General features: G+C 60.0%; 16 protein-coding genes and 1 tRNA gene. 12 read left to right on the forward strand and 5 right to left on the reverse strand.

Annotation, left to right across the window (positions count from 1 at the left end; all coding sequences use genetic code 11):
- From ACE3OH_RS13615 to ACE3OH_RS13645, 7 genes are all read left to right on the forward strand, one after another.
- Positions 1-469, forward strand: a 469-nt coding sequence (locus ACE3OH_RS13615) for a hypothetical protein (protein ID WP_374353699.1), incomplete at its 5' end; no start/stop codon positions are given.
- Positions 470-537: 68 nt separating this feature from the next.
- On the forward strand, positions 538-1,038 hold the full coding sequence (locus ACE3OH_RS13620; RefSeq protein ID WP_374353702.1) for a hypothetical protein: 501 nt from the start codon (positions 538-540) through the stop codon (positions 1,036-1,038).
- A 56-nt stretch (positions 1,039-1,094) separates the two neighbouring features.
- Positions 1,095-1,784: a hypothetical protein gene (locus tag ACE3OH_RS13625; protein WP_374353705.1), complete on the forward strand. Its 690-nt coding sequence runs from the start codon at positions 1,095-1,097 to the stop codon at positions 1,782-1,784.
- Positions 1,784-3,100, forward strand: a complete 1,317-nt coding sequence (locus ACE3OH_RS13630; RefSeq protein WP_374353708.1) for a hypothetical protein — start codon at positions 1,784-1,786, stop codon at positions 3,098-3,100. The genes ACE3OH_RS13625 and ACE3OH_RS13630 overlap by 1 nt, the downstream gene beginning before the upstream one ends.
- Positions 3,100-3,516, forward strand: a complete 417-nt coding sequence (locus tag ACE3OH_RS13635) for a hypothetical protein (protein ID WP_374353711.1) — start codon at positions 3,100-3,102, stop codon at positions 3,514-3,516. Before ACE3OH_RS13630 ends, ACE3OH_RS13635 begins: the two co-directional genes overlap by 1 nt.
- Positions 3,513-3,800, forward strand: coding sequence for a hypothetical protein (locus tag ACE3OH_RS13640; RefSeq protein ID WP_374353714.1), 288 nt, complete (start codon positions 3,513-3,515; stop codon positions 3,798-3,800). The genes ACE3OH_RS13635 and ACE3OH_RS13640 overlap by 4 nt, the downstream gene beginning before the upstream one ends.
- A gap of 13 nt (positions 3,801-3,813) precedes the next feature.
- Complete coding sequence (locus ACE3OH_RS13645) at positions 3,814-3,999, forward strand: hypothetical protein (protein ID WP_374353719.1); 186 nt, start codon at positions 3,814-3,816, stop codon at positions 3,997-3,999.
- 1 nt (position 4,000) lies between these two features.
- Here the strand turns inward: ACE3OH_RS13645 and ACE3OH_RS13650 are convergent, their stop codons facing one another.
- Positions 4,001-4,528, reverse strand: coding sequence for a DUF2726 domain-containing protein (locus tag ACE3OH_RS13650; protein ID WP_374353722.1), 528 nt, complete (start codon positions 4,526-4,528; stop codon positions 4,001-4,003).
- Between the two features lie 116 nt (positions 4,529-4,644).
- Between ACE3OH_RS13650 and ACE3OH_RS13655 the strand changes: the two genes are divergently transcribed.
- The 4 genes from ACE3OH_RS13655 to ACE3OH_RS13670 all read left to right on the forward strand — a co-directional run bounded on the left by ACE3OH_RS13655 (position 4,645) and on the right by ACE3OH_RS13670 (position 6,672).
- A complete protein-coding gene (locus ACE3OH_RS13655) occupies positions 4,645-4,953 on the forward strand; it encodes a hypothetical protein (RefSeq protein WP_374353725.1) in 309 nt (102 codons plus the stop codon).
- Positions 4,950-5,615: a hypothetical protein gene (locus ACE3OH_RS13660; protein WP_374353728.1), complete on the forward strand. Its 666-nt coding sequence runs from the start codon at positions 4,950-4,952 to the stop codon at positions 5,613-5,615. Before ACE3OH_RS13655 ends, ACE3OH_RS13660 begins: the two co-directional genes overlap by 4 nt.
- Positions 5,612-6,022: a hypothetical protein gene (locus ACE3OH_RS13665; RefSeq protein ID WP_374353731.1), complete on the forward strand. Its 411-nt coding sequence runs from the start codon at positions 5,612-5,614 to the stop codon at positions 6,020-6,022. The genes ACE3OH_RS13660 and ACE3OH_RS13665 overlap by 4 nt, the downstream gene beginning before the upstream one ends.
- Before the next feature lie 107 nt (positions 6,023-6,129).
- A complete protein-coding gene (locus ACE3OH_RS13670) occupies positions 6,130-6,672 on the forward strand; it encodes a hypothetical protein (RefSeq protein WP_374353734.1) in 543 nt (180 codons plus the stop codon).
- A gap of 68 nt (positions 6,673-6,740) precedes the next feature.
- Here ACE3OH_RS13670 and ACE3OH_RS13675 read toward each other — a convergent pair whose 3' ends face one another.
- The 3 genes from ACE3OH_RS13675 to ACE3OH_RS13685 are packed head-to-tail and all read right to left on the reverse strand — an operon-like array spanning position 6,741 to position 8,166.
- Complete coding sequence (locus ACE3OH_RS13675) at positions 6,741-7,109, reverse strand: hypothetical protein (RefSeq protein WP_374353737.1); 369 nt, start codon at positions 7,107-7,109, stop codon at positions 6,741-6,743.
- A gap of 15 nt (positions 7,110-7,124) precedes the next feature.
- Positions 7,125-7,307 carry a hypothetical protein gene (locus ACE3OH_RS13680; RefSeq protein WP_374353740.1) on the reverse strand — a complete coding sequence of 61 codons (183 nt, stop codon included), beginning with the start codon at positions 7,305-7,307 and terminating at the stop codon, positions 7,125-7,127.
- Positions 7,308-7,353: 46 nt separating this feature from the next.
- On the reverse strand, positions 7,354-8,166 hold the full coding sequence (locus ACE3OH_RS13685; protein WP_374353743.1) for an acyl-CoA thioesterase: 813 nt from the start codon (positions 8,164-8,166) through the stop codon (positions 7,354-7,356).
- Between the two features lie 247 nt (positions 8,167-8,413).
- Here ACE3OH_RS13685 and ACE3OH_RS13690 point away from each other — a divergent pair.
- Positions 8,414-8,495 (forward strand) — tRNA-Leu (locus ACE3OH_RS13690).
- A gap of 122 nt (positions 8,496-8,617) precedes the next feature.
- Here the strand turns inward: ACE3OH_RS13690 and ACE3OH_RS13695 are convergent.
- Complete coding sequence (locus tag ACE3OH_RS13695) at positions 8,618-10,387, reverse strand: M60 family metallopeptidase (RefSeq protein WP_374353746.1); 1,770 nt, start codon at positions 10,385-10,387, stop codon at positions 8,618-8,620.
- Positions 10,388-10,687: the final 300 nt, after the last annotated feature.

A 10,687-nucleotide genomic window follows, 5' to 3' on the forward strand; every position in this document is an offset into this window, starting at 1 on the left:
CCCGAGCGTGGCATTCGTGGTGCTGCCGGCGCAAGTCACCGCGCAATACTGGCGCATCGAGCTATTCGACGCCGCCAACCCGGCCGGCAATATCGCGCTGGGCCGGCTGTTTCTCTGCCCGGCGTGGCAGCCGGCCTACAACATCAGCTACGGCCTGCAGTGGGGCCACGAAACAACCACCCAAGTCGAGCAATCGCGCGGCGGGCAAGAGTTCTTCGACCGCCAACAGCCCATTCGTACAGTGCGTTTTGCGTTGGATTGGCTCACGCAGAACGAGGTATTCGGGCCGGGTTTCGATCTGGTACGCCGCCAAGGCATCGACCGCGAAGTGTTCTTCGTCTACGACCCAGCCGACACGCAGTTTTCAGTGCAGCGCAGCTTCCCGGCTCGCCTCAAGGCCCTGCCCAGCTTCTTGCTGGCGAACAAGGCGCAGAACACCACGGCGCTGGAGTTGCGCGAGTTGATTTAACGCCACCGCAGATTCGTCAGCAACCGACCGCCGCAAGGCGGTTTTTCTTTTTCTGGAGACAAGCAGATATGGCCTCAGTGACCTTTTCGCCCGTAGTCGGCGGCGATGGCTCGACCGTCACGGACGGCAGCGATGCCAGTACCGGCCTGGACGCGGGCGGCTGGCGCGTCCGATTTGTGCCAGCACTGGCGCAAGTTGTAGCGGTCGCGCAATGGTTGGTCGGCTGGGTGAATGCCCAAGTGGCGGCCATCGCCCTGAATGTCAGTGCCGCCAGCGGCAGCGCCACCAGCGCCAGCAATAGCGCCACGGCGGCCGGCAATAGCGCATCGTCCGCCTACGTGTCAGCCGGGCAGGCACAGACCAGCGCCACGGCGGCAGCCGCCAGTGCAGCGCAAGCGTCTGCCGTCACCGGCTTGCCACTGCCGGCCACGCCCGGCGCTGTGCTGCAAGTCAATGCCGGCGCTACCGGCTACCAGCTGGCAAAGCTGGCCAGCACCGACCTGGCCGACGCCGCAGCGCTGGCCACCGCCATGCGCCGCGCCAAGCTGGCCCTGTATCTGCAGCTATGACGCAGGCGCCCTGAGCGCGACACGCCACCTCATCTTTACCCAACAGGAGCCAAGCAATGGCCTTTGAAGCCTTACTCATCAGCGCCATCCAGCCCGGCCTTAGCGTCACGCTGAGCGCAAACACCGGTACCAATCTGCGGCTGTTGGCCGATGTATCGCCAGCGAGCGGCATTGCCGGCGCAGTGGATTGGCTACGCGGCGGATCGCGCGTCACCGAGGCCACAGCCAGCAGCAACAGCGCGTCCGCGCAGACGGTGCAAGTCGTCGAAGGTACCGAAGCCACACTGTTCGGTGCCGCCACCGGCGCGGTAACCATCACCGGTACCAATACCATCAACCGAACGAACGCCGGCTTTCTGGCCGACCGCTGGGAAATCGGCCAGCGCTGTGCCTTGCTGGCAGCCGGCAATGCTGCGCTGCTCGCCGACGAAGGCAAGGTACTGACGATTACCGCAGTGACCGACACCGCGATCACGGTATCAGGCCCAGCGCTCACCAATGGCGCGGTGCCGGCCGGGTCTCGCCTGGTGCGGCTCACCGGCGATTACGTCAAGAGCATCCCGGCGCTGTCCGGCACATCGCCTACCGTGCCAAACGCATCGCTTTTGGGTGATCAGTCAGTGGATAGCTCGATCGACAAAACCGGCAACTCGCTGGGAAGCAAGACGATGCTGCTGGTGGGCGTGACGGCTGCATTAACCGGCGGCGATCGCATCGAAATCCGGGCAAAACAGGGGCTGATGTAATGACGATCGGTGCTAAAGCAATCGCAATACAGGGGCCGCTAGGCAATGCTGCCGGCGTGGCACTGCAAGGCGGCAGCACACCCATTGGCGCCGGCCTGCTGCTACCAGAAATGGGTGCTGGCCCTTATAAACTCAGCGATGGCGGGATCTATCTACGTTCTGGTACAGCGGTGCCGGCGGCAAACTATCCGGCTGCGGCGCAGAGCGACCTGCTAAAGGTCTATGGCATTCAGCAAAACGGTTTGCCTACTCCTGTTGTTGCGAGCAGCTGGGCGACCAATGGCGCAGGGATATTTGTCGTTGTTTCGGCCGGCAATTTCACCGGTCAGCAAATCATCGTTTCGCGGGATAACGGCCAGTCTTTTCAGAATGCCAGTGTGAATTTTGCGCTGGGAAATGCACCCGTTTCAGACGTGGCATGGAGCGCGGCGCTCAACCTCTTTATCGCAGTCGGCTCGTACCAAAATGCCATCCTGGTCTCAACCAGCCCGGATGCAGTGACCTGGAGCCAAGCAGCAACGATTTCTGGCACCACAATTTATGGCCCGCGCATTGCGGTCAATGGCGCGGTGATCGCCATTGCGGCAAATCAAAACGACCTCAATCCGCAGACGCAGGTGTGGCGATCCAGTAATGCCGTCAATTGGTCACAGGCCGCCCTGGCGCAAACTATCTCCAGTAACGGCATTGCTTTGCAGCTGGTTGCAACCGGTGGGCGCTTCTTCTTAGTAGGGGGGCGGAGCAACGGCAGTGCGGTATTGGGCTATCAATCGACCGATGGTACGACATGGACGAATGCCAGCTTGCCGGACTACAGCATTCAGAACGCCAGAATTTGCGCCGGTGGTGGCGTCTTCCTGTTTGCCCGATTCTCGCAGCTGTGGACCAGCACCGATCTTGGGACGTGGACGGCAATCACGACAGCACCTGGCTTTGGTGGCGGATATCCGTCGGCCTTGGGCTTGCTAGGCATTCCTAGCTTCATCAATGGCGCGTTCCTGATCCCGACGGCGTGCAATAGCCCGACCTTTCGGGACGTCAACTTTCTGAGCTTGTCGCTAGACGGCGTGCTCAAGCTGCGCTGGCTGGCAGGACAAACGTCGGCCGTGGCGAACGACTGCCCTTTGTTGATCGGAGCCGGCAGTACGCTCATAGGCATGAACTCCGGCGTACAAAACTCGGGCTCTGCCGCTAACACCAAATACTGGCGCACCACCGGCTGGCCCGCGCCTGACTATGTGGGCACGCCGCTCACCGCCGGCGTGCAAGGCCCGAACGGGCAGAGCAACCTCGTTTACTACCCAAGGATAGGCTGATGGATCAAGTCATTATTCTGGACGGGCCTGCGCCCATGGATGGCCGGCCGCGCCTGGTGATTACCAACGTCGCCAGCGACAACGCCAGCAAAACAACCGTGTCGGCTGACTTTGCCGATATCACCTGCCCGCGTGGCACCACACTGACGTTTACCGCCGAGCTGCGCGGCACCGATGGCAAGGTGCTGCCGGTGGCCGATACCTTTCGGATGCCGATCAGCAAGCGCGGCGGCGGCGAGGGCATGCTGCTGGCGACAATGACGGCCGGCATTGTCACGGTGATTGCGCCCTTTACCGCCATCACCGACGACGGCGCCTGGCTGGTCGATCAGGCCACCATCAACGCCAGCTTGCCACCGGCCAAGCAGATGCAGTTTCGCGGCTGTACGGTCAACGTCTACCGGGCAGCCCCATGAGCCGCGCCCGCCTCGCCCTGCTGCTACTCGGCTCGATGTTGATGGCGACCGCCGGCAGCCTGATCGCCCTTGGTCATGCGCTGCTTGGCTCGCCGGATCGCGCCATGAATACCGCCATCGGCAACGACCAAGCGCTTAATGCCGCGCTCGGCGGCAGCCCCGACGAAACACTATCGAGCCGAGCCAACCGTGCGCGCGCCGAGGGCCGCCGCTGGGGTTGCCTGCTATGCCGCCTGCTCGACCGCATCCAGCCCAACCATTGCCGCGACAGCAGCGGCATCTGAACCCGGAGACACCATGCCAGAAGAGCGCAACTTAACCGACGACGACGTCAAAGCGCTGGCCCGCGCGCTGCTGGATGAGCTGGCCGAAAAATCCGCGAGCACGCTGGGCAAGGTGCTGCTCAACGTGCTGTGGAAAACCGCCCTGCTCGCCTGCTTGGGAATGCTGGCCTGGGGCTACACCAAGGGCGTGAAGCCCTGACTTAAGCCGGCTGCCGATTGGGCGCAGCCGGCGCGCCTGGTTGTGTTGCGGCAAGGGGCGGCAAGGAGTAGAGCGCGCGAATATCGTTCGCGGTTTGCGCCTTGCCCGCGTCAATTCGGTTTATCTGAATGCCTGCCACGGTAAGCGCCTTGTCTTTGCGAGCATCGCGCTCTTTCTGCGCCGGCCGGCTGTGGTGCGGGCCGTCTAGTTCGATTACGCCGACCACTTCAAACGCCTGATTCATGACCACGAAATCGGCCACCAGCCGGTCGATCTTGTTTCCCCACTGCATGCGATTGACGCCTTTCTTGACGTCAATCAGCTGCGACAGCGCCACCTGGGGGAATACGCGGTATTCCGGCAGTGCCGCCAGCAATTGCGCATAAAACCGTTTTTCGCCGCCCGTTAAAAACTCGCGCTTCACAAATGGCCACGGCCCGTTGCCACCGCTGCCCTGGCTGGCCTTCGCCTTGGCGACCGCCACCAATATCAAAACCAGCGCCAAGAACGCAAACAGAAAGTAGATCACGGCAATCCTGCTTTTGAGATGAGAAAGCGCCGATCTTAATACAGCTTCCCGCCCATTTCGCGCTCCGGCGCATCACCAGCCCCGCAATGCGGGGCTTCGTTTTTGGAGAATCGCCTATGTACCGAGATATCAAACGCATCCTGCCGCTTCTGATCGTCGCCGCCCTGTTGATCGGCGGTGCCAGCTGGTTCGCCGGGCTGATCGGCCGGCCCGAGCTGGCTGCCAGCCTGCAATGGATCGGCATTGCGGTGGCCGCGACCGGCGTGGCCCATATCCAGCGCCGCATCCTGCTGCCCAAGATTGATTTGCAGGCGCTGGGCAGCAAAGCGTCCGAGCAGCCAACCGGCGCTGGGCTGGCGTTCCTTGGGTTGTGCTATTTGGTCGCCACGCTGATCCAGACCCTTGCAGCGGTATCGGCGCGATGAGGGCCGCGCTGCTATGCCTGCTGCTGTGCTGCGGCGTGCTGGCGGCGCCGGTACCAGAGCGCGCCCTGCAGTACCTGCCCATGCTGCGCAGCCTGTCAGCCGAGATCCTGCCCGATGTGCAGCCGGCGCTGTTTGCCGGGCAAGTCGAGCAGGAAACCTGCCCGTCGCTCACGTCTTCGAAGTGTTGGAACCCGCACGCCGAGCTGAAAACCGCCCGCGAATATGGCTTTGGCCTGGGCCAGCTGACGGTGACCAGCCGCTTCAATGCGTTTACCGACGTTCGCAAGCTGGATCGCCAGTTGGCCGGCTGGCAATGGCACGACCGCTACGATGCGACCAGCCAGCTGCGCGCTCTGCTGGTAATGGATCGAGCCTGCCGGCGCTATGCGGCCGGCGCCGCCGGCGAGGATGCCGACGCGATGATGCTGGCTTGTTACAACGGCGGCGGCGGGGGGCTGGTATCTGACCGGGCCCTCTGCCGCGCCACACCAGGCTGCGACCCGGATCGCTGGTGGGCAAACGTCGAGCGCACAAGCAACAAGAGCCGCAAGCGATGGCAGGGCTACGGCATGAGCGCGTTCGATATCAACCGCGCCTACCCGCACAACATCATCAGGGTGCGGTCGGCCAAGTATGAGGAAGCCATGAGGGGCGACCCATGAGCTTGCTTGCTCTTATCCCCTGGCCCTACCGCTGGCTGCTGCTGGCCGGCCTGTGCTGCGCGCTGTTCGGCACCGGCTACATCAAGGGCCGTGCCGCTGAGCAGCGCGAGCATGTTGCAGAGCAGCTCGCCGCCATGCAGGCTGAAGCGGCCCGCCTCGCCCGCGACCAGCGCCGAGCAAACGACGCCGCAGCAAAGGCGGCTGCCGACACCGCCACGGCCGCCCGCACCATTGCCACCGTGAGAACCCGCTATGTCCAGCTGCCACCTAGCACTGTCGCTGCTGATTGCCGCCTGTCTGACGACAGGCTGCGCCTGCTACGTGCCGCCATCGCCGCCGCGAATGGTGGAGATACCTCCCAACCTGCGGCAGCCCTGCCCGCCTCTACCCGAGCCGGCAGCCGCTGACCCGGACTCGCTGGCCCTGACAATGATCGACTGGGCCGACCTGTATGCCCGCTGCGCCCACACCACCACCGGCCTGCAAAACGCCTGGCCGGTAACCGGAGATTGATATGCGCTACCTGATCGCTGTTGTCTTACTGCTTGTCCTGACCCTGACCGGCTGCGCCAGCCATGCACCAGACCCAAACTATGCGGCTTATCTGGCCGCGCAAACCAAGCTGGCCAGCCTTGAGCAAAAGCCACTGGTTGAAATCAAAGCCCTGCCCGGCCAGACCATCAGCGGCTTAGCCGGCGTCACGGTCTATGCCCCACAGGGCGGCGCCCCAGCCAGCCAGATCGCCGCCCCTGCCGCACAGGCCGACCCATGGGCCGGCGTCGCCAGCGCCGCGCTTGGCGTACTAGGCAGCGTGGGCAGCAACGCCATCATGGGCAAAGCTGCGGTTGGCATAGCTGGCGCCCTGCGCGATGCCGGCACGGCTGGATACAGGTATGTGCAGGCGCCGGCCAGCAATGTGAGTGTGAGCAGCGTTGATAGCCACAACAGCGCGACGACGACGGACAGCCATAACAGCACGGTGACCAGCACTAGCACGGTGACGGCGCCGACCGCCATCAATAGCAATAATCCGGTGACGACGGGAGCGGGGAAGTAAGAGAAGTGACGATGGCCGGGTTAGGTACTTGAAAGCGAGCCCGGTCAAAAAAGGCATATTCCTAGTCTCTAGGCGAGTTCACTTCTAACAATGTCAAGGAACCGAAGTCGTGCTTTAGTGACAGCATCTAGAACGGGCCATTCAGCATTTGGATCGGCTTTTTGTAGCCAATCATAAGCCTTCTGGGTATATGATATATGTGCACTGTAAAGTTCGACCAGCGCCCTCCTCAATTCTCCCATGCAAAGAATATCAAGCTGTAAAAAGCAACTAGTCGCTTCGCGGGCGTGCAGCTGTTTTGTACGATGTATTTCTTCAACCAAATTAGGCTTGTGCAAATAATACTTAATTTCTATCAGGTACTCGTATGTCAAATCCATTGCATATAGAAACTTGACAATCAGATCTCTTTGCTGTGCCTTTTTTTCCGCCTTCATGTCCTCAAGTCGTTTTTACATAAACCCATGAAAATCAATATTCTTTAGATAGAGCTCATGCTTTCTACGCTGCGCATCTCTCTCGCCATCTTGGGCGAACTGCTGTTTACGCTGAATGATATTAAATATCAACGTTACAATTATTCCGGCAATAGTGGATAACGCGCTCAAAAGTGCCACTTGAAAGTCCATCTTCATCCTCACCTCTCATACTTGTCATCGTTGATGAGAAAAACACAAAGGTTTAATCCTGAGCAGAGACGTGCGCAGTGTCGCTCTTCCTGATCCAGTCTATAAAAGCATTATTCGAATCATCTGGATGCAAGATGCCGGCCACGATCAATTCATTACGGCACTCCCTTAATCCCCTAATATCGAAATTGGCGCCTAATCCAAGCCGTTTCAGACAATCTAGAAGGTCTTGCATTGGCAAGTTAACATCAACTTGTATTCCAATTTCTTCCAATCTACGCAAAATATATAGCCGTTCGGCACACTTGGGAGCTCCCCAATTGATGTCCTTTAAAGGCAAGCTGCTCGAAGCTTGAGCGGCGCTTTGCTGATCATTGGTGTGGCCCAGCATTGCAGTAATGTTTTGTTTCACAACTTCATCAATTGCGACCCGTCTCCCCTGTTGGTTTACGCAGGCACAGGATACGTCAGCCGTTGCAACTTGCTTAACGCCCCGCGTAACAACCTGGCGCAGCACAAATTCCTTCTCGCTGATCGAAACCAGCTCAGTATCGATCACCAGCCGGTCGCCAAGTTTGGCCGGTCGCAGATACTGGATATCGATGCGCGAAACCACGATGCCCAAGCCGCGCTCAAGGAACCACGACAGATCGACGATCGTTTGCCGCGCTTCGTCCAAGAACTCAAGATACCGGGCATTGTTGACGTGCCCAAAGGCGTCGCAATGGAAAGTGGTGACGGTCTTGCTGATCCGCGTTTCAGGCGGCAGCAGCGAATCATCTATCGAGGTGACAAACGGGCCGGGGGATTCCTTGGTCGGCAGAGGCGAGAAAGTAGGGCTGGCGAGGGGTGGTGGAGTATTCATGCGCGGAAGTCTACAACGGCAAGTCCGCTCGACACTACAGCAGGCATTCCGGCATAATCCGCCCCTTACTGATCGTTCCTACCAGAGCGATCGGACGCTCAGAAGTGTTGTATGAATCACTAAATGCCAGCTTCTGAGTGGTGTTTCAAAGTGGAGTATTTGCAAGTCGCTGATTCTGCAAAGAATTTAGCGGATTGCAAATCCGTGTAGGTCGGTTCGACTCCGGCTCGCGCCTCCAAACACCCCTGCCCCGATGGTGAAACTGGTAGACACAAGGGACTTAAAATCCCTCGGCGCAAGCTGTGCCGGTTCGATTCCGGCTCGGGGCACTCGATGACCTGCCCGCACAATCAAAAGCCTGCTGACCCAGCAGGCTTTTTGCATTTCTGCCCGGATTGAAGCTGGCGCTACACCACCCGGCATGGCACGCTGCCATGCCGGGTGGCAGCGACTACTTCGCTGGTGTCACATCTACCTGGATGATGGTTTCCACCTCATTGCCAGCCTCCGAGCGGTACACCACCTTGAAAGCATCGCGACCGAGCGCACCTGGCCTGGGCGTAAAGGTAAAGCTGCCGTCGGCATTGGACGTGATGCTGTGCCTGCTGCCAGGCACCACCCGCACAAACTCAGCCGGCCCGCTCAGATTGAAACCGGTGCTGCGCAAATCCAGGGTGCGGCTGGCATTGGCCGCGACAGTGAAATTGTCGATGCTGGTGGTAGCCGGCAGCCAGCGTGGCAGGCGCATATCGTTGACTGTCTTGATGGCCTCGGCACTGGCATCGAGTTTCCAGCGATTGACCATATAGTCCACCATGTTGTAGCCGGAGAATTTCGACCAGCGTATCAGCCATTGGTCTTTCTTTTGCTGATTGGTCTTGGGCAGATTCGCTGGCGAATTGACCGCATCATTTACATAGCTGCTCAGCACCTGGCGATACATTGCCCAGCCAAAACCATCGGCCAGCGAGAAATAGAAAGGATATTGGTCTTTCTGGTCAAAGCCCGGCTTGGTGCCATCGTTGATAGTGGTTTTCGCACGCGCCAACACTCGCCCGGCATAAGGCGCCCAGCCCCAGCCTGAGCCATTATCCGGGCTGGAAAATGGTGCCATTCTATCGGCGGCGGCCTTGGCAAAGATATTTACCGTGACTTCAACACCGCCATCGAACGTGAATCCATTGGTGTCGTAACCAATTTTCCATAAATGCGGCTGCATCTGCATTTCATGGCCCATTTCATGGAAATAACCCCATTCGCCCTCTTTACGCAAGGTGTCGATATTCAGGAAATTACGCGACGCCGCCACATGGTAAGGGCCCTGGATCGGGTAGCCCGAATGCAGATAGCCATTGGAAATCTGCACATCAAAATTGATCCGGTCCGGGCCGGTGCGATAATTCTCGGTGCCGCCCACCCAATCCTGGAAAGCGACAAATTCATCCCAATAGCGCAGCAAATCTTCCGGTTTGTCGAGCTGCCGTATCATCGACGACGGCACCGATACCGCCAGATGATCAGTAACCAGCTCGGCATAGGGTGCCGGGTTTTGCCGGATACGGTTGACCCAGTCCGCCGTAGTGGTTTTGCCGAGGATGAAATACGGCGCCTCGATGGCGCCATCAATCACCACCGGCAATTCGCCCAGCTGGCGCGGCTTTTTACCATCGGCCCCTTCCAGCACATCGATATAAATGGCACCGCCATAGGGCGAGGCAATCTGGGTGGCAGCCTGGCGGATTTCCGCGCTGCGCTGGATGCCGCTGGGCATGCGCAGCCATTTATCGTTTTCGCCGATATTGTCGACATGGCCGCTGAGGCGGATGTAATAGCCCTTGCCCACCAGCTCTGGCGGCACGGTAATGGTGACGATCTCGCCCGGTGCCGCATACATGCCGGTGGCCAGCATGCCGGTCCAGTTGCCGTTGATCAGCACCTTCTGGCCTTGCAGGCGGCGCGCCTCGCGCGGGATGGCGCCATAGGACGATTCGGCGGTGCGATGGGCGCGGATTTCCGCCAGCGGCAGGCTATTGAGGGTACGTACTTCATCGCGCAGCTGCGACTTCGCTATCGCATCGCTGATCGGGTTGACCAGACTAGGGGTGGGTGGCGGACCGGGTGGATTGCCGCCACCGCCGGCGCTGCCATCGCCGCAGGCGGCAATGAACAACAGGCTGCACAAGCTGAACAGGGGACGGATAGTCGTGCGTATCGTGCTCATAGAGGGTTCCTGGCGTGGAAAGACAAACAGCGTGGGCCGGCATGGCGGTATTCGCCACCGCGCCACGATTGTGCGCAGACCAGCCAGTGGCAGCCAGCTGCCAGGGCTAAGCAATCGCTAATATTGCGATCCATATGGCCTCGCTTGGCGCAAATGCGGCACACTGCCCGCGCACGCTTGGCAGCGGCCGGCGAGCGCCTGCTTCGCATCCGATCAATCAGCTCTACCTAGGCTCTGTTGACATTTTGCCGACGGTCGCGCCGGGTCGAGTTTTGCGGTAAATCAAGGCGGAATGAGTGC

This window comes from Chitinimonas sp. (assembly GCF_041904975.1).
Classification (GTDB): Bacteria; Pseudomonadota; Gammaproteobacteria; order Burkholderiales; family Chitinimonadaceae; genus Chitinimonas.

What these genes read in the sequence shown, in the direction of transcription:
- ACE3OH_RS13625 (WP_374353705.1), top strand. Translation starts at nt 1,095, where the DNA reads ATGGCCTTTGAAGCCTTACTCATCAGCGCCATCCAGCCCGGCCTTAGC.
- ACE3OH_RS13635 (WP_374353711.1), top strand. Translation starts at nt 3,100, where the DNA reads ATGGATCAAGTCATTATTCTGGACGGGCCTGCGCCCATGGATGGCCGG.
- ACE3OH_RS13680 (WP_374353740.1), bottom strand. Translation starts at nt 7,307, where the DNA reads ATGAAGATGGACTTTCAAGTGGCACTTTTGAGCGCGTTATCCACTATT.
- ACE3OH_RS13640 (WP_374353714.1), top strand. Translation starts at nt 3,513, where the DNA reads ATGAGCCGCGCCCGCCTCGCCCTGCTGCTACTCGGCTCGATGTTGATG.
- ACE3OH_RS13685 (WP_374353743.1), bottom strand. Translation starts at nt 8,166, where the DNA reads ATGAATACTCCACCACCCCTCGCCAGCCCTACTTTCTCGCCTCTGCCG.
- ACE3OH_RS13675 (WP_374353737.1), bottom strand. Translation starts at nt 7,109, where the DNA reads ATGAAGGCGGAAAAAAAGGCACAGCAAAGAGATCTGATTGTCAAGTTT.
- ACE3OH_RS13655 (WP_374353725.1), top strand. Translation starts at nt 4,645, where the DNA reads ATGTACCGAGATATCAAACGCATCCTGCCGCTTCTGATCGTCGCCGCC.
- ACE3OH_RS13620 (WP_374353702.1), top strand. Translation starts at nt 538, where the DNA reads ATGGCCTCAGTGACCTTTTCGCCCGTAGTCGGCGGCGATGGCTCGACC.
- ACE3OH_RS13660 (WP_374353728.1), top strand. Translation starts at nt 4,950, where the DNA reads ATGAGGGCCGCGCTGCTATGCCTGCTGCTGTGCTGCGGCGTGCTGGCG.
- ACE3OH_RS13670 (WP_374353734.1), top strand. Translation starts at nt 6,130, where the DNA reads ATGCGCTACCTGATCGCTGTTGTCTTACTGCTTGTCCTGACCCTGACC.
- ACE3OH_RS13645 (WP_374353719.1), top strand. Translation starts at nt 3,814, where the DNA reads ATGCCAGAAGAGCGCAACTTAACCGACGACGACGTCAAAGCGCTGGCC.
- ACE3OH_RS13630 (WP_374353708.1), top strand. Translation starts at nt 1,784, where the DNA reads ATGACGATCGGTGCTAAAGCAATCGCAATACAGGGGCCGCTAGGCAAT.
- ACE3OH_RS13695 (WP_374353746.1), bottom strand. Translation starts at nt 10,387, where the DNA reads ATGAGCACGATACGCACGACTATCCGTCCCCTGTTCAGCTTGTGCAGC.
- ACE3OH_RS13665 (WP_374353731.1), top strand. Translation starts at nt 5,612, where the DNA reads ATGAGCTTGCTTGCTCTTATCCCCTGGCCCTACCGCTGGCTGCTGCTG.